This window comes from Pseudomonas sp. E6002, assembly GCF_013385565.1.
Taxonomy (GTDB): Bacteria; Pseudomonadota; Gammaproteobacteria; order Pseudomonadales; family Pseudomonadaceae; genus Aquipseudomonas.
Window position 1 is genome coordinate 27508 of the sequence record NZ_JACAPT010000031.1, and the last position, 19355, is coordinate 46862.

The following is a 19355-nucleotide window of genomic DNA, read 5'->3' on the forward strand; positions in this document are numbered from 1 at the left end:
CCGCTGTGAGAGCGGAACCAATACAAGCCATCACCCAAAAAACGGATATACACACACACCAAACAGCGCCCCCCATTGGCCAAACCAGTCAACCAAGTTGAAAGCTTTGACCATTGCCCACCCACCGCTCTAGAGCGACTATTTCACCGGTCTACGTACCCATCCTGAAAATAAAAAACACACAGGGATTTGAAGCGATGCGTGATTACTCGGCTGCCACCACCCAGTTCAACTACCAACACACCGTCGACGCTGCCTTGTCGGGCAACCTGCAGGCCCTCAACGCCTGCGTCGAATGCTGCGACCGCCACGCATTACCTGGCCGCATCGCACTGTTCTGGGAGGGCAAGGACGGCCGCAGCGCCACGTCCACCTTCACCCAGCTGCAAGACCAGGCCGCACGCTTCGCCAACTTCCTCCTGGCCCAGGGCGTCAATCGCGGCGACAAGGTGGCAGGCCTCCTGCCACGCACCGCCGAGCTGCTGGTGGTCGTCCTCGCCACCTGGCGCATCGGCGCGGTCTATCAGCCGCTGTTCACCGCCTTCGGCCCCAAGGCCATCGAACACCGCCTGAACAGCTCCGGCGCCGCGCTGGTGGTGACCGATGCAGTAAACCGTCCCAAACTGACGGAAGTGGCCGACTGCCCGACCATCGTCACCGTCGCCGGCCCCAACGGCGAAGGCATCGTGCGCGGCGATTTCAGCTTCTGGGCCGAGTTGCCCAACTATTCCAACCTCTGCGAACCCGTATTGCTGGCCGCCGACGACCCGTTCCTGCTGATGTTCACCTCAGGCACCACCGGCCCGTCGAAAGCCCTGGCCGTGCCGCTCAAGGCAATCGTCGCGTTCCAGAGCTACACCCGCGACGCCGTCGACCTGCGCCCCGAAGACGCATTCTGGAACGTCGCCGACCCGGGCTGGGCCTACGGCATCTATTTCGGCGTGACCGGCCCCTTGTCCATGGGCCACCCGATCACCTTCTACGATGGCCCGTTCACCCTCGAAAGCACATGCCGTGTCATCAACAAATACGGGATTACCAACCTCACCGGTTCTCCCACGGCCTATCGCCTGCTGATTGCCGGGGGCGAGCAGTTCGCCAAGTCGATCAAGGGCAAGCTGCGTATTGTCAGCAGTGCCGGCGAGCCGCTTAACCCGGAAGTGATCCGCTGGTTCGCCGATAACCTCGGCGTGACCATCCACGACCACTACGGCCAGACCGAGTTGGGCATGGTGCTGTGCAATCACCATGGCCTGGAGCATCCGGTGCACGTCGGCTCCGCAGGCTTTGCCTCGCCGGGCCATCGCATCGTGGTGCTGGACGACAACCATCAGGAGCTGCCCGCCGGCCAGCCAGGCATCCTGGCTATCGACCGCGAGCAATCGCCGATGTGCTGGTTTGCCGGTTATGACGGCGTCAAGACCAAGGCCTTCGTCGGCAAGTACTACCTCAGCGGCGATACGGTGGAGCTGAACCCCGATGGCAGCATCAGCTTTGTCGGGCGCAGCGACGATGTGATTACCACTTCCGGCTATCGCGTGGGGCCGTTCGACGTAGAGAGCGCCTTGATCGAGCATCCGGCCGTGGTGGAGGCCGCCGTAGTGGGCAAGCCATGTCCGGAACGCACCGAGATCGTCAAGGCGTTTGTGGTGCTCAGCGAGCAGTACCGCGCCGAGCCGGCCCTGGCCGAAGAGCTGCGCCAGCACGTGCGCAAGCGCCTGGCCGCTCACTCGTACCCGCGGGAAATCGAATTTGTCAGCGAGCTGCCCAAGACCCCGAGCGGCAAGCTGCAACGCTTCATTTTGCGTAATCAGGAAATTGCCAAGGCCCAGGCGGCCACGGCGTGACCCATTCTTCAAGGAAACAATGATGCAGATTGAGAACAAGGTTTTTCTGGTCAGCGGTGGCGCTTCAGGCCTCGGCGCGGCAACCGCCGAGATGCTCGTGGCGGCCGGTGCCAAGGTGATGCTGGTGGACCTGAACGCCGACGCAGTGGCCGCCCAGGCGCAAAAGCTCGGCGCGCAGGCCCGCAGCGTAGTCGCCGATATCAGCCAGGAAGCCGCTGCCGAAGCGGCGGTACAGGCCACCGTCGCCGCCTTTGGCGGTTTGCATGGGTTGGTCAACTGTGCCGGTGTGGTGCGGGGCGAGAAAATCCTCGGCAAAAATGGCCCGCACGTGCTGGCCAACTTCGCCCAGGTGATCAACGTCAACCTGATCGGCAGTTTCAACCTGCTGCGCCTGGCTGCAGCGGCTATCGCTGAAACCGAGGCGAATGCCGATGGCGAGCGCGGTGTGATCATCAATACCGCTTCAGTGGCAGCGTTTGACGGCCAGATCGGCCAGGCGGCCTATGCCGCGTCCAAGGGCGCGATTGCCAGCCTGACCCTGCCGGCGGCCCGCGAACTGGCGCGCTACGGGATTCGGGTGATGACCATCGCCCCCGGTATTTTCGAAACTCCGATGATGGCGGGCATGACGCCGCAAGTGCGCGAATCCCTCGCCGCCGGCGTGCCATTCCCGCCGCGCCTGGGCAAGCCGGGCGAGTACGCCGCGCTGGTGCGGCATATCATTGAAAACAGCATGCTCAACGGCGAGGTGATCCGTCTCGACGGGGCCTTGCGCATGGCAGCCAAATAAGGAGATTTTTCATGACTGATCCAATCGTTATTGTCAGCGCGGTACGCACCCCGATGGGCGGGTTCCAGGGCGATCTCAAAGGCCTCACCGCTCCGCAATTGGGCGCTGCGGCGATTCGTGCAGCGGTCGAACGCGCCGGTATCGCTTCCGATGCCGTGGATGAAGTGCTGTTCGGTTGCGTGCTGCCCGCCGGCCTCGGCCAGGCGCCGGCACGCCAGGCGGCGCTGGGTGCTGGCCTGGACAAGTCCACGCGCTGCACCACCCTCAACAAGATGTGCGGCTCGGGCATGGAAGCCACGATCCTGGCCCATGACGCGTTGCTGGCAGGCAGCGTGGAGGTGGTCATCGCCGGTGGCATGGAAAGCATGTCCAACGCGCCGTACCTGCTGGACCGCGCCCGCAGCGGCTATCGCATGGGCCACGGCCGGGTGCTCGACCACATGTTCCTCGACGGCCTCGAAGACGCCTACGACAAGGGCCGCCTGATGGGCACCTTTGCCGAGGACTGCGCCGAGCACAACGGCTTTTCCCGCGAGGCCCAGGACGCGTTCGCGATTGCGTCCCTGACCCGTGCGCAACAGGCGATCACCGACGGCAACTTCATCGCCGAAATCGTCCCGGTGCAGGTCACCGTGGGCAAGGAACAGAAAACCATCATCCACGACGAACAGCCGCCGAAAGCCAAGCTGGACAAGATCGCCACCCTGAAGCCGGCCTTCCGTGAAGGCGGCACGGTGACGGCAGCCAACTCCAGTTCGATTTCCGACGGTGCGGCGGCGCTGCTGCTGATGCGCCAGTCCGAAGCGCACAAGCGCGGGCTCAAGCCTCTGGCGGTGATCCATGGCCACGCGGCGTTTGCCGATGAGCCTGGCCTGTTCCCGGTAGCGCCGGTGGGGGCGATCCGCAAGCTGATGAGCAAGACCGGCTGGAACCTCGACGAAGTCGACCTGTTTGAAATCAACGAAGCCTTTGCCGTGGTCAGCCTGGTGACCATGAGCAAGCTGGAGATTCCCCACAGCAAGGTCAACATCCACGGCGGTGCCTGTGCCCTGGGCCATCCGATTGGCGCGTCCGGCGCGCGGATCCTGGTGACCCTGCTTTCGGCCCTGCGCCAGAAAGGCCTCAAGCGCGGCGTTGCAGCGATCTGCATCGGCGGCGGTGAAGCCACGGCCATGGCCGTTGAATGCCTGTACTAAGGAACACCTATGCTGCCGAATGACGAACAACTGCAAATCAGCGAAGCCGCCCGGCAATTTGCCCAGGAACGCCTTAAACCGTTCGCTGCCGAGTGGGACCGCGAGCATCGCTTTCCCAAGGAAGCCATTGGTGAAATGGCCGAGCTGGGCTTTTTCGGCATGCTGGTCCCGGAGCAATGGGGCGGCTGTGATACCGGCTACCTGGCCTACGCCATGGCCCTGGAAGAGATCGCTGCCGGTGACGGCGCCTGCTCGACCATCATGAGCGTGCACAACTCCGTGGGCTGCGTGCCGATCCTCAAGTTCGGCAATGATCAACAGCGCGAGCAGTTCCTCAAGCCCCTGGCCAGTGGTGCGATGCTCGGTGCGTTTGCCTTGACCGAGCCCCAGGCCGGTTCCGACGCCAGCGGCCTGAAAACCCGTGCCCGGCTGGAGGGCGATCACTACGTCTTGAATGGCTGCAAGCAGTTCATCACCTCCGGGCAAAACGCCGGGATCGTGATTGTGTTTGCAGTCACCGATCCGGCTGCCGGCAAACGCGGCATCAGCGCCTTTATCGTGCCCACCGACTCGCCGGGCTACAGCGTCGCGCGGGTCGAGGACAAGCTCGGCCAGCATGCTTCCGACACCTGCCAGATCCTGTTTGAGGATGTGCAGGTGCCGGTGGCCAATCGTTTGGGCGAGGAGGGCGAAGGCTACCGGATCGCCCTGGCCAACCTCGAAGGCGGGCGTGTCGGCATTGCTTCGCAAGCGGTAGGCATGGCGCGGGCGGCATTTGAAGCGGCCCGGGACTACGCCCGCGAGCGGGAAAGCTTTGGCAAGCCGATCATCGAGCACCAGGCCGTGGCCTTCCGCCTGGCGGACATGGCGACGCAAATCGCCGTGGCGCGGCAGATGGTGCATTACGCCGCCGCCCTGCGTGACAGCGGCAAGCCGGCGCTGGTGGAAGCGTCCATGGCCAAGCTGTTTGCTTCGGAAATGGCCGAAAAGGTCTGCTCGGCAGCCTTGCAAACCCTCGGCGGTTACGGTTACCTGAGCGACTTTCCCCTGGAGCGGATCTACCGCGATGTGCGGGTCTGCCAGATTTACGAAGGCACCAGCGATATTCAACGCATGGTCATTTCACGCAATCTCTGAGGAGTCTCTATGAGTTACGAAAGCATTTTGCTGGACGTGCAGGGCCGGGTCGGGCTGATCACCCTCAATCGCCCGCAAGCGCTGAACGCCCTGAACGCGCAACTGGTCAGCGAGCTGAACCAGGCGCTGGACAGCCTGGAAGCCAACCCGGAAATCGGCTGCATCGTGCTAACCGGCTCGAAAAAAGCCTTTGCCGCCGGTGCCGACATCAAGGAAATGGCCGAGCTGACCTACCCGCAGATCTACCTCGACGACCTGTTCAGCGACAGCGATCGCGTGGCCAACCGCCGCAAGCCGATCATCGCGGCGGTCAACGGGTTTGCCCTGGGTGGCGGTTGTGAACTGGCCTTGATGTGCGACTTCATCCTGGCGGGCGACAACGCCAAGTTTGGCCAGCCGGAAATCAACCTCGGCGTGCTGCCGGGCATGGGCGGCACCCAGCGCCTGACCCGCGCCGTGGGCAAGGCCAAGGCCATGGAAATGTGCCTGACCGGGCGCTTTATCGATGCGGTGGAAGCCGAGCGCTGCGGGATCGTCGCGCGCATCGTGCCGGCGGATGAGCTGTTGGACGAAGCATTGAAGGTCGCGACCCTGATCGCCGGCAAGTCGGTGCCCATCAGCATGATGGTCAAGGAAAGCGTGAACCGTGCGTTTGAAGTGAGCCTGTCCGAAGGCGTGCGCTTTGAGCGCCGGGTGTTCCACGCGGCGTTTGCCACGCTGGATCAGAAGGAAGGCATGGCGGCGTTTGTGGCCAAGCGTGCGCCGGAGTTCAAGGACAAGTAAACACTGTCCTGTAACGCTGAAGATCAAAAAATGTGGGAGCGGGCTTGCTCGCGAAGGCGGTGTTACAGTCACCCGATGTATCGACTGATCCACCGCCTTCGCGAGCAAGCCCGCTCCCACATTGGTTCTGCGAAATACCTGTTACAGCTGGTAGTTTTTCAATTCTCTGGCAATCACCATCCGCTGAATCTCGCTGGTGCCCTCGTAAATCTGGGTAATCCGCGCATCCCGGTAGTAACGCTCCACCGGGTAGTCCTCCAGATAGCCATAACCCCCATGAATCTGCATGGCTGAAGAGCACACCTTCTCGGCCATTTCCGAGGCAAACAGCTTGGCCTGGGAGGCCTCCGACAGGCATGGCTTGCCCGCACTGCGCAATCGGGCGGCGTGCAGGATCAGCAAGCGCGCCGCATTCAGGCGGGTTTGCATGTCGGCCAGCAAGTTGGCCACGCTCTGGTGCTCGATGATCGCCTTGTCGAACTGCACCCGGTCACGGGCATAGGCCAGCGCGGCCTCAAAGGCGGCACGCGCAATACCCAGCGCCTGGGCGGCAATCCCGATGCGTCCGCCTTCGAGGTTGGACAGGGCGATGGCCAGGCCCTTGCCGCGTTCACCCAGCAGGTTGGCTTCCGGTACGGTGCACTGGTTGAGGGTGACGGCACAGGTGTCCGAGGCACGAATGCCCATCTTGTGTTCGGTACGGTCCACCACGAAGCCCGGGGTGCTGGTCGGCACCAGGAACGCCGAGATGCCTTTCTTGCCCAGGTCAGGGTCGGTCACTGCAAACACGATCGCCAGCTTGGCGCGCTTGCCGTTGCTGACAAACTGCTTGGCGCCGTTGATCACCCACTGGCCGTCCCGCAGTTCGGCACGGGTGCGCAGGTTGTGCGCTTCGGAACCGGCCTGGGGTTCGGTAAGGCAGAAGCAACCGATGGCCTGGCCGCTGGCCAGTTCCGCCAACCAGGTTTCCTTTTGTGCTTGTGAGCCGTAGTTGAGGATTGGCCCGCAACCCACTGAATTATGGATACTCATCAGTGCGCCGGTAGCGCCGTCGCCAGCGGAAATCTCTTCCACTGCCAGGGCGTAGGCCACGTAGTCGACGTAGGTGCCGCCCCATTCTTCGGGCACCACCATGCCCAGCAAACCCAACTCGCCCATCTTGGCGACCAGGGCATCATCGATCCAGCCGGCCTTTTCCCAAGCCTGGGCGTGGGGGGCGATTTCGCCACGGGCAAAGTCCCGCGCCATGTCGCGGATCATCACTTGTTCTTCTGTAAATTCAATATCTTGCATGACTTAGTTCCCGTTCTTGTCGAAGTCGCGGAAGAAGCTTTCGACATGATCAGCCTCCAACGCCTGCAGGGTTGGAGGGTTCCAGCGAGGGGTTTTGTCCTTGTCGATCAGCAGGGCGCGGACGCCTTCGATCAGGTCGCCACGGGCAAACCATTGGCGGTCCAGGTGCAGTTCCAGGGCAAAGCATTGCTCCAGCGGCAGGTGGCGCCCGCGACGCAGCATCTGCAGGGTCACGGCCATGGCCAGGGGGGAGCGCGTCTGCATCAGGCTGGCGGTGGTCAATGCCCAGTCATGGCTGTCGGCGACGGTGACTTGCTGCAATTGCTCGACGATGCTCGGCACGTCCGGCAAGGCAAAGAAGTGATCGATGGCTGGGCGTAGCGCCGCCAGGGGGGCGTCGGGCAATTGTTGCACCGCGAGGCTGGCCAGCAGGCCTTGCAGGTCCTTGAGGGGAGAATCGTGCCATTCCAGGCGGTCCAGGCGCTGGTCGAGGTCGGCGAGCCGGGCGCTGTCGAGGTACCAGTCCGCCAGGCCGCAATACAGGGCGTCGGCGGCACGAATCTGCACGCCGGTCACCCCGAGGTAGATCCCCAGTTCCCCGGAAATGCGCGGCAGGAAATAGCTGCCGCCCACGTCAGGGAAATACCCGATGGCCACCTCGGGCATTGCCAGGCGGCTGCGGTCGGTGACCACCCGCAGGTCGGCGCCTTGCACCAGGCCCATGCCACCGCCAAGGACGAAGCCGTCCATCAGTGCCAGGACCGGTTTGCGATAGTTGTGAATGGCGAGGTCGAGGGCGTATTCCTCGACGAAGAAGTCTTCGTGGAGGGTGTCGCCGCTCTTGAAGCTGTCGTACAGCGAGCGAATGTCGCCGCCGGCGCAGAAGGCTTTTTCACCGGCACCGCGCAACACCACGGCATGCACCTGGGGATCGTCCGCCCACGCCTGCAAATGCCGGCTGAGGCTGCGGACCATGTCCAGGGTGAGGGCGTTAAGGCCTGCGGGGCGATTGAGGGTCAGGTGGCCAATATGGTTGCGTACGTGCGCCAGGACCTCGTCTTGCACAATCCCGGCGCTGCTTGCCTCGGATGAAACCTGAGCAGTCATCTCTAACTCCCTGCTTTTATTGTTCTTTATCAAGATGTTCGCGGGCGAACCATCTCGCGATCGTACCAGTGCAAATTTGCCCAGTACAAGTCGGAATCATGCAGGTCGTTTTTGCATTTTTGCCTTATGGAGGAGGCTGGCCCTGGTGCTGGAAAACCGCGCCGATGGTGCGCCGCCGGGCATACCGCTCGCTGGCCTGGATCAGCTCCTCCAGCTCCTGCGGGGTAACGTCCAGGAACTGCTCGCGCTCGGCGAGGGCCTGCTTGAGGTCCTCGGCGCTGATCCCGGGGTTTTCGGTGGCGATTGGCATAAAGATCGGCGCAGCCGGTTCGCGGGTGCCCTTGGGGTAACGCGTGCGCGTGGCGTTGTTGTAGGCCAGCGCGCAGGCCAACAAGGCTGTGGCTCCCAGCATGACTGCGGCAAGTTCGTGCCAGCCCATGGCAATCGAGGCAGGGTCAGCCAGCACCAGGCTCATGGCCAGGCCGCCCGCCGGTGGATGCAGGCAGCGCAGCCAGCAGATCAGGATCACGGTCATCCCGGCAGCCAGGCATGCGCTGCCCAGCGTTCGGCCCAATACCCGGGCCACCAGCAGCGCAACGATCCCGGCACACAGGTAGCTGCCGATGATCGACCAGGGCTGGGCCAGCGCGCCGGAGGATACGGCAAACAGCAGCACCGCCGAGGCTCCCAGCGGGCCTATCAGGTGCAGGGCCACCTCGGTGCCGAACACCTGGGCGCACACCCAGACGCTGAACAGTGTGCCCAGGGCCATGCCGATGGCGGCACGACTCCATTCGGCAGGGCGGGTATTGATGGCAGCGGGTAACCAGCGAGCGAGCATTGACAGACGATCCGTGAAAAGCGGGCGAAAAAAAAGGCTTGCCTGGTTTCCCGGAAAAGCCCTTTAAAGAAGTTCCTGCATTTGGGGGAGGAACCTGCGCAGTGTGCCAATCGATGAAGACTGCTGCCAATGCATATTAATGCAGGTCAAGTGCAGTATTTTTGCAGTAAAACGTGTCAGCCAAACGGTATCAGGCGGGTTGGCGGTGGCATGGGGTTGCTGATCTTGCCCAGCACACGGTCATCGGTTTCCTCGTTGATCAGTAGGTTTTGTACATTTTCCCGCAGCGATGGATTGTTGGCCAATGGCCCCTTGAGCACCACCAGTGCATCACGCAGTTCCATGAGCCGATCCAGTTTTGGCAGCGGGATGTAACCCGCATTCACTCTGTCGCGGGACAAAGGCGCGACAGCGTCAGAGGTTGAGGGGGCGGGCAATCGACGGTCGGACACAAAACATTCCTCTAAATGAAATAAACGGCAGCGCTGAATGCTGTTTAAAACGTCTTTATTGTTATTTCGACTGTTCGTTTAAGCGGGGCATGTCTTGATTGATGGCTTGCTGCTACGTTCGTCGAGTTTCTTTCGAAAGTAACAGGAATGCCTTACACCGCACCTTTGGAACTTCTGAAAATAGTTAAAAGGTATTAAATAATTAACTCGCTTGGCAGGCGAGTCTACAGTCGAGGGCTAGGGGCGGGAAGAGGGCGTCTTATCGGTAGCAGCGTATAGATGCGTAGGATGTTTCTCGATAGTTGCTACGCTAAAAGTTTCGAAGTTGAATGGGCAAAGAAGTTTCTTACATACACTTGGATTTATAACTACTGAATGTACTGGCGCGGGATAAGCGGTTGGTTCCGCTTATCCCGCGCCCTGTATCAAGGTTGTGCGGGTTTGATCAAATGCAGCAGTACGTAGGGGTTCTTGTCGAACTGGCCGGTCAGTACCGGCTGCAGTGAACGAAAACGCGGGTCGCTCAACGCTTCATAGTCCGACTGGCTCATGATCAGCCATGCAGGAGCCTGGATCGGCGCCAGGTCGGCAGGCAACTGGGTAAACAACGGCACCCGGTCGCAATCGAGGTTGACCATGAACTTGATGGCTTTTGCGTCCTTGCCGAGTGCGTGTAATACCAGCGGCGCCGGTTGTTGCTGGGTCAGCGCATGGGCCTGGAGGGTAAAGGTGCGCGTGTCATACAACCGGCGCTCCAGCGGCTCGACCATCACGATATACGCCAGCCACACCGCCAATACCGCGGCGAAGGCCGGGCCCACGTAGCGAAGCCGCCGGTTGAACAGCAAGCCCAGTGCCAGCACCTGGATCGCGATCAGGATCCCGAACACCGGATTGAGGCTGCCAATCTGCTCGGGGAAGCGGTGACGCGCCACGAACAAGCCTGCGATCAGCAGCCCCGGAATGACCGTCCACAACCCCAGCATCAGCCAGCGCAGCCCGGCGAACAGTCTGCCTCGCGACACCTGGAACGGGTACGCGGCGATGATTGCCGCCAGGGGCAGCATCGGCAGCACATAGCGCGCTTTTTTTGCTTGGGGCACAGACAAGCCGATCATCACGATCAAGCCTGCAGCGAGGCAGTACAACACCAGCTTCAGCGCCGGGCCCTTGTCCTCCCGGCCACCGGCGACAATCGCAACCAGCGCGAGTATTGCCAGCGGATACGCCGGTGCGTAGTTGCCCAGCGAACTGCTGAAATAATACAGCGCGCTGCCGGAGCCTTCGGTGCCATCCATGCGACCCAGGAACTGCATGCGGATTACGTCCTGCATGAACGTTTCACCGCCACTGAGCTTGGCCAGCAGCAACAGCAGGCCCACGCACGCCGCCAGTAACGCCAACGCCAGCAGGCCGAAACTGAACAGCTGGCGCCATTGCCGGTTGATCAGGTAATAGCTGCACAGCATGCCGGTGGGAATGACCAGGCCAATCGGTCCACGGATTGCAAACCCCAGGATCAGCAGCGCAAACAGCCAGTGCAGGCGCTTGGCGGCGCCGAAGTGGTCATGGGCATAACCCAGGTAAAACACCGCCAGGGCCACGGCAGCCAACATCTGGTCGAGGGACACCGCGCGGGTTTCGCTGATGAAGGTGCTGCTGAGCAGCATCACCGCGATGCTCAGCAGCGCCCAGCGCCGGGAGTAGGGCGCCGTCAGCCGGTAGACCAGCACCACGAGCAGCGCCGAAGCGATGGCCGTGGGCAGCCAGGCCGTCAGGCTGGTGACCTGCCCCAGGGGCAGGGACAGCAGCCAGGTCATCAGCGTCGAGGTGGCCAGGTAATCGGCATAAGGTTGCCCGTACGTCGTCGGGAAGAACCCCGGCCCATGGCGCAGCATCTCCTGGGCGAACAGCACGAAGCGCGAGTCAAAGCCGATGATTGCCTGGTTCCAGTTGCCTGCGATAAACAGGACCAGTGCCAGGAGCCCCAGCACCCATGAGTGTCGGCGGATCGTCGGGCTGAGCAGGGGCGGATGAGCTTTGTCCACGTCTCAGGCTTCCTCGGCCTGAGGCGCCCAGTTTTGCTGGGGGATCGGCAAGTTGCAGGAATCGCCACGGCCCATCGGGAAGTACTGGATGCCTTTGCGTGCCAGGCGTTCGCCGTCGTACAGGTTGCGGCCGTCGAAGATCACCGGGGTTTTCAGGCGTTGCTGGATCAGGTCGAAGTCCGGTGCCTTAAACTGTTGCCATTCGGTGCAGATGATCAAGGCGTCAGAGCCACTCAGGGTGGATTCCGGGGTGCCCATCAGCATCAGGCGCGGATCATCACCGTAGATGCGCTGGGTTTCCTGCATGGCCTCCGGGTCAAACGCACGTACATTCGCGCCGGCGGCCCACAAGGCTTCCATCAGCACCCGGCTTGGCGCATCGCGCATGTCGTCGGTGTTGGGCTTGAACGCCAGGCCCCACAAGGCGAAGGTCTTGCCGCGCAGGTCGCCCTTGAAGAATGCATTGGCACGTTCGAACAGCTTGCTCTTCTGGCGCTGGTTGATGGCTTCCACGGCTTCCAGCAGGTCGCTGGAGCAGTTGGCGGCCTTGGCGCTGTGGATCAGGGCGCGCATGTCCTTGGGGAAACAAGAGCCGCCATAACCGCAACCTGGGTAGATGAAGTGGTAGCCGATACGCGAGTCGGCACCAATGCCCAGGCGCACGGCTTCGATGTCGGCGCCCAGGTGTTCGGCCAGTTCGGCGATCTGGTTGATAAAGCTGATCTTGGTGGCCAGCATGCAGTTGGCGGCGTACTTGGTCAGTTCGGCGCTGCGCAGGTCCATGAAGATGATGCGGTCGTGGTTGCGGTTGAACGGTGCATACAACTCACGCATCACCTCGCGCACTTCCTCACGTTCGCAGCCGATGACGATCCGGTCCGGGCGGCGGCAGTCGGCAACGGCCGAGCCTTCCTTGAGGAATTCCGGGTTGGAGACGATATCGAACTCCAGGTGGCGGCCGGCAATGCGCAGGGCTTTTTCCATGTGCGCACGCAAAGTGTCGCCAGTGCCTACAGGTACGGTGGATTTTTCCACGAGGATCACCGGGTCGATACGGTGGCGAGCCACTGCATCGCCCACGGACAGCACGTATTTCAGGTCGGCCGAGCCGTCTTCGTCCGAAGGGGTACCCACGGCGATGAACAGCACTTCGCCGTGTTCGACCGCGAGTTTTTCGTCATAGGTAAACGTCAGGCGTCCGCCTTCGAGGTTTTCCTTGACCATGGCCGCCAGGCCCGGCTCGAAAATGCTCACGTGGCCCTGTTGCAGCAACTTGACCTTTTTCTCGTCAACGTCCATGCAGATGACATCGTGGCCGACTTCGGCCAACACGGTGGCCTGCACCAGACCGACGTAACCGCTACCAAATACACTGATTTTCATGGGGCATTCCTGGGACTTGTGGTGCTAGCACGACGAGAGTTGATAGTCAGGACTCCGAGAATGACCAAGGCCACTCCCGCAGTTTTTGAAAGCGAAAAATGTTCGTTGAACACCGGCAGGCTGGCGGCCAGCAGGTAGACCAATGCGTAGCTGATGCTGAGCAGCGAGTAGGCACGGCCCAGAGGCAGGTCTTTCAGTGCGCCAAGCCAGCAGAGCATCGACAGGGCATAGGCGATGATCGCCAGGATCACCACGCCCAGTGCGCCGAGGTCGATGGCACCCGTGTTGAGTGCTGTCAGCCATTCGGTGGGCAATGGCAGGCGCGTCATGCTCCAGCGCATGCCCAACTGGGCACCGCTGACCAGTGCCACGCTGCCCAGGGCCAGGGCAAAACCGCGAGCGCGACTCATACCTGGCGCCCCAGCAGCACCACACCGGCAATCACCAGCAGCACGCCGAACCAGTGGCGACCATCGATGTGTTCATGGAACACAAAGCGCGCCACCAGGGTGACCAATACAAAATTGAGGCTCAGCATCGGGTAGGCGATGCCGACTTCCAGGCGTTGCAGCACCAGCAGCCACACCAGCAAACCCAGGCCCAGGCACACCAGCGCCGACCACAGCCACGGCGAGCGCAGCTTCAGGGCCCAACCGTCGGGCTGGTCACGCCAGCCTTCCACGGCAAACTTCTGGGACACCTGGCCCATGCAGGTCAGCAGGCAGGCACCTAACAACAGCAGCAGAGTGGTCATGGCGCGCTCTGCGGGAAGATCAGAATCACGATATTGCCCTGCTCGTAACGCTTGCCGTCTTTGGGCAGCAGGTTCACTTCCTGGCGCTCGTCGTCACCCTTGACCCGCATCACCACGCCCACCGAGCCTTGCTTGCGCGCCTCGCTCATCCATTGCTGGACGCTGGCGGCATCGATCTTGCGGTAAGCGGTGTCCGGGAAGGCGATGCCGTATTTCACTTCGCCAACGGTGTTGTAAAGCATCACTTCAGGACGCTGCAGGCGCCATGACAAGGCCGATGCGGCGCCGAGGTCGTTACTCAGCAATGCAGTGGTCGGCTGCAGCTCCTGGAGGTGGTCGATGATGAACTGGTCGGGGGTCTTGTTATAAACCACCGAGTGCGGCAACGCGGCCGGCACCAGCGCCACCAGCAACCAGCTGCCCATCACCGGTGCGGCCCACATGTGCAACGGGCGGGCGGCTTGCAGCAGGTTGGCGATGATCCAGCCGAACAGGAAGACGAACACCAGCACCAGGCTGAGTGTTTCCTGGCCGTGCTCGTACACCGGTTTTTTCAGCTGGAACCAGGTCAGGGCCAGCAACGCCAATATGCCAATGACCAGATTCACCCAGCCGTTGATGCGCAGTACGCGGCCACGGGCCTGGGCCAGTTTGTCGGCGAGGGTATGCCCCATCAGCAGCGCCAGTGGCAGCAGGCAGGGCATGATGTACGACGGCAGCTTGCCCTTGGCCAGGCTGAAGAACGCCAGCGGCATCAGCAGCCACAGCAGCAGGAAGGCGACCTTGCTGTTGCGTTTTTCCAGCCATGCCTGCTTCACGGTGGACGGCAGCAACGCCATCCACGGCAGGGTGAACGCAACCATCAGCGGCAGGTAATACCAGAAGGGCTCGGAGTGCTGGGCGTCGTCGCCGGCAAAGCGCTGGATGTGCTCGTGCCAGAAGAAGAAATTCCAGTAGTCCGGTTCCTGGGCATGCACCATCAGCGCCCAGGGCAGGCTCACGACAATCGCCACCACCACGGCCACCAGGCCATAGGTGAGCAGTTCACGAATGCGTTTTTGCCAGAGCACGTAGGGCAGGGCGATCAGCACCGGCAGCAACCAGGCAAGGAAACCCTTGGTCATGAACCCCATGCCGCAGGCGAACCCGAGCAAGGCCCACGACCACAGGCGGCCGCGGGTGGTGGTGCTGTCGAAGCAGAACCACAGCGCCGCCCCGGTCAGGTTGACCCAGAAGGTGAACTGCGGGTCGAGGTTGGCATAGCCCGCCAGGAACGCGACGCTGACAAAACTCATGTACAGCACGGCGCTGACCAGGCTCTTGCGCGGGTTGTTCCACAAACGCCGGGCCACGAAATACACCAGCAGGATGCTCAAGCCAGTGCTCAAGGCCGAGGCAAAACGCACGCCGAACAGGTTCTGCCCGAAAATCGCCTGGCCCAGCGCGATCATCCAGTAACCGGCCGCCGGTTTCTCGAAGTAGCGAATCCCCATGAAGTGTGGCGAGGCCCATTTGCCGGTCAGCAGCATTTCCTGGCTGATCTGTGCATAGCGGGTTTCGTCGGGGATCCACAGGCCGTGGGTGGCCAACGGGATCAGGTAGAACACCCCGAAGGCCAGCAGGAGCAGGGGCAGGGCCCAGCGCCGGATCATGCCTTTTGCACTCCGAGCCAGCCTTCACGGCCGCTCAACGCACCACGCACCAGCTGTTGCTGGGGCAGGGTGGTGAGGTCGGCGGGCAACAGGTCGCCCAACGGTTTGAACGCGATGCCGCGCTGCCCTGCCTGGGCGAGCAACTGGCGAAAATCATTGGCCATCAGAATCCCTTCTACTTCTGCGTGGATCGTATAGACGTTGAGCTTCGACGGCTTGAAGCGGTCGAGGATGTAGCTATTGAAATCCTTGGCGGCCACCACCGGGCCCACGACTTCGTCGAAGGTCGGCATGTCCACCGGAATTTGTGGCGTGCCGGCACTGCCATCCGCCAGGGTCGGCCGGAACAGGCTGGTACCGCGGCAATCGCTGTTGTAACGGAAATTGAACTGTTGCTTGGCTTGCACCACGCGCTCATCGGCACGCCAGCCGGCGGCGGCTGAGCAGTCGATGGGTTCACCGAGGATGTCGCTCAAGGTGTCGACGCCACGGCGAATCTGCTCGATCAGCTGTGCATCGCTCCAGCGCCCGGTGTTGGCTTGCCAGCCGTGATGATCCCAGGCGTGCAGCCCGACTTCATGCCCGGCGGCCTTGGCCTGGCGCATCAGGTGCCCCAGGTCGCGGCCAATGGGTTTGCCCGGCCAGGCGGTGCCGGCCAGCAAAATGTCCCAGCCGTACAAACCGGCCGCGTTGGAGCGCAGCATCTTCCACAGGAACTGCGGGCGGATCAGGCGCCACAAGTGGCGCCCCATGTTGTCCGGCCCGACGCTGAAGAAGAAGGTCGCCTTGACCCCGGCTTCATCAAGCGACTCCAACAACCTTGGCACCCCTTCACGGGTGCCTCGGTAAGTGTCGACGTCGATGCGTAGACCCGCTTGCATCAACGCTTGTCCGCGATTTCGAGCATGGCTTCACGCAGGAAGAAATCCAGAGTGTTGCCGATGGTTTCGCTCATCTCCACGGTAGGCTCCCAGTTCAGCAGGCGCTTGGCGTTTTCGATGCTTGGCTTGCGGTGCGCCACGTCCTGGTAACCGGTGCCGTAGAACGCCTTGCTCTCTACGTCGCGGAAACCGGCAAACGGAGGGAAGTTGCTGCGCAGCGGGTGAGCTTCGAACTGACGCAGCAGTTCTTCGCCCAACTGACGGATGCTGGCTTCGTTTTCCGGGTTGCCGATGTTGATGATCTGGCCGTTGCAGTTGTCGTTGTCGTTATCAATGATGCGCGCCAGGGCTTCGATACCGTCGGCGATGTCAGTGAAGCAACGCTTCTGCTCGCCACCGTCGAACAGACGGATCGGCGTGCCTTCCACCAGGTTCAGGATCAGCTGGGTGATGGCGCGGGAGCTGCCGATACGGGCCGAGTCCAGGCGGTCGAGGCGCGGGCCCATCCAGTTGAATGGACGGAACAGGGTGAACTTCAGGCCCTTGTCGCCGTAGGCCCAGATCACGCGGTCCAGCAGTTGCTTGGAGACCGAGTAGATCCAGCGCTGCTTGTTGACCGGGCCCACCACCAGGTTGGAGGTGTCTTCGTCGAAGTACTGGTCCTGGCACATGCCATACACTTCGGAGGTCGACGGGAAGATCACGCGCTTGTTGTACTTCACGCAGTAGCGAACCAGTTTCAGGTTCTCTTCGAAGTCCAGTTCAAATACGCGCAGCGGGTTGCGGGTGTATTCGATCGGGGTGGCGATGGCCACCAGCGGCAGGACCACGTCGCACTTCTTGATGTGGTACTCGATCCACTCGGAGTGGATGCTGATGTCGCCTTCCACATAGTGGAAATTCGGGTGGCTGCGCAGGCGCTCGATGGCGTCGGAGCCGATGTCCAGGCCGTAGATTTCGTAACGGTCGTCACGCAGCAGGCGCTCGGACAGGTGGTTACCGATGAAACCGTTCACACCCAGGATCAGCACGCGGGTACGACGGGGCTTGCGGCCGGACTCGGCGCCGCGCAGTACGGAACCGTCCACCAGGCCCAGTTCATCAGCCAGGGACGGGCCGGCCAGGTACAGGCCGTTCTCGTTGCGCTGGCCGAACTTGACCACCAGGGAGTCTTCACCGCAGGCGATGCGCAGCGGGTTGACGCTGATCACTCGGCCTGGCGCCAGGCCTTCGTTGCCCTTGACGACTTCGGCGCTCCAGACGATCAGCTTGTGCTCGCCCACGGCGCAGAAGGCACCCGGGTATGGTTGGGTAACGGCGCGAACCAGGTTGAACAGCTCTTCAGCCGGTTTTTTCCAATCCAGTTTGCCGTCAGCGGCGGTGCGACGACCGAAGTAGGTGGCCTTGCTTTCGTCCTGGGCGGTTTCGGTCAGCTTGCCTTGAGCCAGTTGCGGCAGGGCATCGCGCAGCAGGTTGGTGGCGGCGTCACGCAGTTTGGCGTGCAGGGTCAGGCCGGTGTCGGTGCGCTCGATCACGACTTTCTGCTGGGCCAGGATCGCGCCGGCATCGGCACGCTTGACCATGCGGTGCAGGGTCACGCCGGTTTCGGTTTCGCCGTTCACCAGCACCCAGTTGGCCGGTGCGCGGCCACGGTACTTAGGCAGCAGGGAGCCGTGCAGGTTGAACGCGCCTTTCTTGGCGGTGGCCAGCAGGGCTTCGCTCAGCAGGTTGCGGTAGTAGAACGAGAAGATGTAGTCCGGGTTCAGCTTGGCGATGCGCTCGATCCACAGCGGGTGGTTGGCGTCTTCCGGGGCGTGTACCGGGATGCCATTGCGGGCGCACAGCTGGGCGACGGAACCGTAGAAATTGTTTTCCTTGGGATCATCGGCATGGGTGAACACGGCAGCAATTTCGTAACCCGCATTGAGCAGGGCTTCAATGCCAGCACAGCCAATATCGTGGTAAGCGAAGACAACAGCTTTTGAATTCATGACGAAACCTGATCGGAAGGAGAAGTAGAGGTGTGGGAGGACGTCAGGCCGTCGACCGTAAAGGTCTCGGCCGGTGCTGCCGGTTGGTTGCGCAGCACTTTTTCGATAAAGAACCGTGGGCGGGCCCGCACATCGCTGTACATGCGGCCCAGGTATTCACCCAGGAGGCCCATGCCGATGAACTGGCCACCGGTGAACACGAACAATACGGCGAACAGCACGAACATGCCGTCGCCGGCCCAACCGGAGCCGAAAGCGATACGCAGCACGATCAGTGCAAAGGCGAAGAGCATGCCCAGGGCCGCCAGGCTGAAACCGACGATGCTCAACAGGCGCAATGGCGTGGTGGTCATGCAGGTCAGCAGGTCGAACATCAGGCTGATCAGGCGCATCGGGCTGTATTTGGACTCGCCGTGTTCACGCTCGGCGTGATGCACCAGGATTTCCGTGGTGTGGCGCGCAAAGCTGTTGGCCAGGATCGGGATAAAGGTGCTGCGCTCGCGGCAGGCCAGCATGGCGTCGACGATGGTGCGGCGATAAGCACGCAGCATGCAGCCGTAGTCGCTCATGGCCACGCCGGTGGAGCGTTGCACGGCGAGGTTGATCAGGCGCGACGGCCAGCGGCGGAAGGCCGAGTCCTGGCGGTTGTTGCGCACGGTGGCAACCACGTCATAGCCCAGGGCGGCCTGTTCGACCAAACGCGGGATTTCTTCCGGCGGGTTTTGCAGGTCGGCGTCCAGGGTGATCACCACGTCGCCCCGGCAATGCTCGAAGCCGGCCATGATCGCGGCGTGCTGGCCGTAGTTGCGGTTGAGGATCACCGCCACCACGTTGCTGCCTTCGAGCGCGGCGGCGTCTTCCAGCAATTGCGCGGAGTTGTCGCGGCTGCCGTCGTCCACCAGGATGATTTCGTATTCGTAAGCCAGTTGTTTGCAGGCGGCCATGGTGCGGCGCAGCAGTTCAGGCAGGCTTTCTTGTTCGTTGTAGACCGGGATAACGATCGACACGCAATGAATTGGATAGGGTTTCAAAGATTCATTACCTCGGGGGTTAGAGCAACTTGGAGCGTAAAGACAGCAGTTATCGTCAGCCTCGGATGCCGGGCATCCGATCAAAGATAGCGTTGATTTGTGGCATTCATTCGACAGTCCTGACAGGTCACAGTGGGTCTTCCATGGCTTACGTGAGTAAAGACCAAAA

General features: G+C 62.0%; 17 protein-coding genes. 5 read left to right on the plus strand and 12 right to left on the minus strand.

Annotated features, from left to right (window positions below; translation table 11 throughout):
* Positions 1-197 precede the first annotated feature (197 nt).
* Genes HX815_RS24660 through HX815_RS24680 form a run of 5 tightly spaced genes read left to right on the plus strand, consistent with a single transcriptional unit; the run spans position 198 to position 5753 of the window.
* Positions 198-1847 carry an AMP-binding protein gene (locus HX815_RS24660; RefSeq protein WP_134326619.1) on the plus strand — a complete coding sequence of 550 codons (1650 nt, stop codon included), beginning with the start codon at positions 198-200 and terminating at the stop codon, positions 1845-1847.
* Between the two features lie 22 nt (positions 1848-1869).
* A complete protein-coding gene (locus tag HX815_RS24665; RefSeq protein ID WP_008433459.1) occupies positions 1870-2637 on the plus strand; it encodes an SDR family NAD(P)-dependent oxidoreductase in 768 nt (255 codons plus the stop codon).
* 11 nt (positions 2638-2648) lie between these two features.
* Positions 2649-3833: an acetyl-CoA C-acyltransferase gene (locus tag HX815_RS24670; RefSeq protein WP_087693007.1), complete on the plus strand. Its 1185-nt coding sequence runs from the start codon at positions 2649-2651 to the stop codon at positions 3831-3833.
* Between the two features lie 9 nt (positions 3834-3842).
* On the plus strand, positions 3843-4970 hold the full coding sequence (locus tag HX815_RS24675; RefSeq protein WP_102604354.1) for an acyl-CoA dehydrogenase: 1128 nt from the start codon (positions 3843-3845) through the stop codon (positions 4968-4970).
* A gap of 9 nt (positions 4971-4979) precedes the next feature.
* Entirely contained in the window at positions 4980-5753 is a 774-nt protein-coding gene (locus HX815_RS24680; protein WP_003217608.1) for an enoyl-CoA hydratase, read from the plus strand.
* A gap of 141 nt (positions 5754-5894) precedes the next feature.
* Here the strand turns inward: HX815_RS24680 and HX815_RS24685 are convergent, their stop codons facing one another.
* From HX815_RS24685 to arnC, 12 genes are all read right to left on the minus strand, one after another.
* A complete protein-coding gene (locus HX815_RS24685) occupies positions 5895-7046 on the minus strand; it encodes an acyl-CoA dehydrogenase family protein (protein WP_087693006.1) in 1152 nt (383 codons plus the stop codon).
* A 3-nt stretch (positions 7047-7049) separates the two neighbouring features.
* Complete coding sequence (locus HX815_RS24690; protein ID WP_087693005.1) at positions 7050-8153, minus strand: enoyl-CoA hydratase/isomerase family protein; 1104 nt, start codon at positions 8151-8153, stop codon at positions 7050-7052.
* Positions 8154-8277: 124 nt separating this feature from the next.
* Positions 8278-8994: an HPP family protein gene (locus HX815_RS24695; protein WP_102369056.1), complete on the minus strand. Its 717-nt coding sequence runs from the start codon at positions 8992-8994 to the stop codon at positions 8278-8280.
* A gap of 176 nt (positions 8995-9170) precedes the next feature.
* The gene (locus HX815_RS24700) at positions 9171-9350 is read right to left on the minus strand and encodes a type VI secretion system contractile sheath small subunit (RefSeq protein WP_256344058.1); all 180 of its coding nucleotides are present in this window, start codon (positions 9348-9350) and stop codon (positions 9171-9173) included.
* A 521-nt stretch (positions 9351-9871) separates the two neighbouring features.
* Positions 9872-11494 (minus strand): glycosyltransferase family 39 protein, encoded by a 1623-nt coding sequence (locus HX815_RS24705; protein ID WP_087693003.1) that lies wholly within the window; start codon positions 11492-11494, stop codon positions 9872-9874.
* 3 nt (positions 11495-11497) lie between these two features.
* Positions 11498-12877 (minus strand): UDP-glucose/GDP-mannose dehydrogenase family protein, encoded by a 1380-nt coding sequence (locus tag HX815_RS24710; protein WP_008433443.1) that lies wholly within the window; start codon positions 12875-12877, stop codon positions 11498-11500.
* Complete coding sequence (gene arnF, locus HX815_RS24715) at positions 12874-13287, minus strand: 4-amino-4-deoxy-L-arabinose-phosphoundecaprenol flippase subunit ArnF (protein WP_177021107.1); 414 nt, start codon at positions 13285-13287, stop codon at positions 12874-12876. Before arnF ends, HX815_RS24710 begins: the two co-directional genes overlap by 4 nt.
* Positions 13284-13631, minus strand: a complete 348-nt coding sequence (arnE, locus tag HX815_RS24720) for a 4-amino-4-deoxy-L-arabinose-phosphoundecaprenol flippase subunit ArnE (protein WP_003217625.1) — start codon at positions 13629-13631, stop codon at positions 13284-13286. The genes arnF and arnE overlap by 4 nt, the downstream gene beginning before the upstream one ends.
* Positions 13628-15283 (minus strand): lipid IV(A) 4-amino-4-deoxy-L-arabinosyltransferase, encoded by a 1656-nt coding sequence (arnT, locus tag HX815_RS24725; RefSeq protein WP_177029025.1) that lies wholly within the window; start codon positions 15281-15283, stop codon positions 13628-13630. The genes arnE and arnT overlap by 4 nt, the downstream gene beginning before the upstream one ends.
* Positions 15280-16164, minus strand: coding sequence for a 4-deoxy-4-formamido-L-arabinose-phosphoundecaprenol deformylase (gene arnD, locus HX815_RS24730; protein ID WP_023658828.1), 885 nt, complete (start codon positions 16162-16164; stop codon positions 15280-15282). Before arnD ends, arnT begins: the two co-directional genes overlap by 4 nt.
* Positions 16164-18155, minus strand: coding sequence for a bifunctional UDP-4-amino-4-deoxy-L-arabinose formyltransferase/UDP-glucuronic acid oxidase ArnA (gene arnA, locus HX815_RS24735; RefSeq protein WP_087693000.1), 1992 nt, complete (start codon positions 18153-18155; stop codon positions 16164-16166). Before arnA ends, arnD begins: the two co-directional genes overlap by 1 nt.
* Positions 18152-19186 carry an undecaprenyl-phosphate 4-deoxy-4-formamido-L-arabinose transferase gene (gene arnC, locus HX815_RS24740; protein WP_003217633.1) on the minus strand — a complete coding sequence of 345 codons (1035 nt, stop codon included), beginning with the start codon at positions 19184-19186 and terminating at the stop codon, positions 18152-18154. The genes arnA and arnC overlap by 4 nt, the downstream gene beginning before the upstream one ends.
* Positions 19187-19355 lie beyond the last annotated feature (169 nt).

Coding starts and splice junctions, on each gene's coding strand:
- HX815_RS24685 (WP_087693006.1), bottom strand. CDS start 7,046: ATGCAAGATATTGAATTTACAGAAGAACAAGTGATGATCCGCGACATG.
- arnT (WP_177029025.1), bottom strand. CDS start 15,283: ATGATCCGGCGCTGGGCCCTGCCCCTGCTCCTGCTGGCCTTCGGGGTG.
- HX815_RS24660 (WP_134326619.1), top strand. CDS start 198: ATGCGTGATTACTCGGCTGCCACCACCCAGTTCAACTACCAACACACC.
- HX815_RS24695 (WP_102369056.1), bottom strand. CDS start 8,994: ATGCTCGCTCGCTGGTTACCCGCTGCCATCAATACCCGCCCTGCCGAA.
- HX815_RS24675 (WP_102604354.1), top strand. CDS start 3,843: ATGCTGCCGAATGACGAACAACTGCAAATCAGCGAAGCCGCCCGGCAA.
- arnD (WP_023658828.1), bottom strand. CDS start 16,164: ATGCAAGCGGGTCTACGCATCGACGTCGACACTTACCGAGGCACCCGT.
- arnF (WP_177021107.1), bottom strand. CDS start 13,287: ATGAGTCGCGCTCGCGGTTTTGCCCTGGCCCTGGGCAGCGTGGCACTG.
- HX815_RS24665 (WP_008433459.1), top strand. CDS start 1,870: ATGCAGATTGAGAACAAGGTTTTTCTGGTCAGCGGTGGCGCTTCAGGC.
- HX815_RS24670 (WP_087693007.1), top strand. CDS start 2,649: ATGACTGATCCAATCGTTATTGTCAGCGCGGTACGCACCCCGATGGGC.
- arnA (WP_087693000.1), bottom strand. CDS start 18,155: ATGAATTCAAAAGCTGTTGTCTTCGCTTACCACGATATTGGCTGTGCT.
- HX815_RS24710 (WP_008433443.1), bottom strand. CDS start 12,877: ATGAAAATCAGTGTATTTGGTAGCGGTTACGTCGGTCTGGTGCAGGCC.
- arnE (WP_003217625.1), bottom strand. CDS start 13,631: ATGACCACTCTGCTGCTGTTGTTAGGTGCCTGCCTGCTGACCTGCATG.
- HX815_RS24690 (WP_087693005.1), bottom strand. CDS start 8,153: ATGACTGCTCAGGTTTCATCCGAGGCAAGCAGCGCCGGGATTGTGCAA.
- HX815_RS24680 (WP_003217608.1), top strand. CDS start 4,980: ATGAGTTACGAAAGCATTTTGCTGGACGTGCAGGGCCGGGTCGGGCTG.